A 1,455-nucleotide genomic window follows, 5' to 3' on the forward strand; every position below is an offset into this window, starting at 1 on the left:
CTTCCCACTTATCCTCTATCTCCGCAATTGTTTCTTTGACAGACTCGATTTCTCCCTCTATCTCTTCGATCTCCCCGTCCAATCGCTCGATCTCACCCTCGAACTCCTCAACCTCGTCCTCACGATCCCGAAGTGACTCAACCCGTTCTTCAAGTTCCTCGTACCGCTCCTTGTCATCTTCCCGCGACGCCAGCGTCTCCTGGGCCTCTTCTAACTTGGAGACATCGTCTTTGAGCTGTTCCACCTTGGCTTCAATCGACGTGATCTCCTGTTCCTGCTCCGTTTTCTGCTGTTCAAGTTCGTCCCGCTCTGCTTCTTGTTCCTCTAACTCTTCCTGGTGCTCACGGGCTTCCGTGTACTGCTCGTACTCCTCACGATGCTCTTCGCATTTCTGGTGTGCCTTCTCGGCGTCTGTAAGCTCCTCTTCTGCCGTTTCTAACTCTCGCTTGGTTGACTCGATTTTTTGTTTGAAAGAGTCCACATCCTGCCGGAGTTGCTCGATTTCTTCTTGGGTTTCTGCCAACGTGTCATACTCGTCTTCCTTCTCCGACAGTTTACTGGTTTTCTGTTGAATGGTTGCCTGGAGCGCGTCGACTTGATCAGACAGCGACTCGGCTTTGTCACGTTCATTTGGCAGTGCTTGCACTTCACCGGTGAGCGTGTCAATATCGCTCCGAAGATCCTGCTGTTGCTTCTCTATCGCGTCCGGTACGCCCTTCAGGGCATTCCACGATTCCTCGTACGCATCCAGATTGAGCAGCGCGTCGAACGTCTGTGTTCGGTTCGCCGCTGTTTGCGCGAAGTCAGACAGGAATCGCGTCTGTGGCACCCCGATACACGACTCCCACAGGCTCTGTAACTCGTCGCCATCAGCAACGTCAAACCGTGTACATAGCCAACGAACCAACTCGGACTTTGAATCGATGTCTTGATCGACCCACGTCTCCCCTTCGGTATCGTACCGGTGGACACCGTAATCCGATCGGCCAGCCGACCGTGTGACTCGGAACCGCTGTGTTCCGTCAGTCGTATCTTGCTCGAACGTCACTTCAACGGTCCCTGAACTCGCTCCTTCCCGGACGAAGTCCTTGTTGTTGAACGGCAGTGAGTCGAACAACGCAAACCCGATAGCTTCCTGAATCGTTGATTTCCCCGCTCCGTTCTCACCAAGAATTGCTGTCACACCGCCCTCAATCGGAACCACTGTTCGATTCTCGTAGGACTTGATGTCCGTCAGTGCAACTTCCGTAACTCGCATTACTCACTCACCCCCACTGCCTCATCTGTCTTGACAGGCGATTCACTATCTGCCGCCTCATCCGATCCCTCTCTATCACCTTCACCGTCGGCAAGTGGATCCTCATCGATATTCAACACGACACCACCAGCTAGGTCGGGGAACAAATCCCGACGAGATGAACTGATCGACTCCTGAATTTCCTCGACCGCTTCTTC

General features: G+C 53.4%; 1 protein-coding gene and 1 pseudogene. Both read right to left on the minus strand.

What is annotated here, in order from left to right:
* Positions 1-1,258: AAA family ATPase (locus DVK07_RS19200; RefSeq protein WP_147441230.1), on the minus strand; the 1,258-nt coding region annotated here is incomplete at its 3' end.
* A pseudogene (locus DVK07_RS19205) lies at positions 1,258-1,455 on the minus strand (metallophosphoesterase); the annotation flags it as partial. The pseudogene DVK07_RS19205 and the gene DVK07_RS19200, both read right to left, overlap by 1 nt.

Source organism: Halorubrum sp. Atlit-26R (assembly GCF_003666015.1).
In the GTDB taxonomy this organism is placed as follows: domain Archaea; phylum Halobacteriota; class Halobacteria; order Halobacteriales; family Haloferacaceae; genus Halorubrum.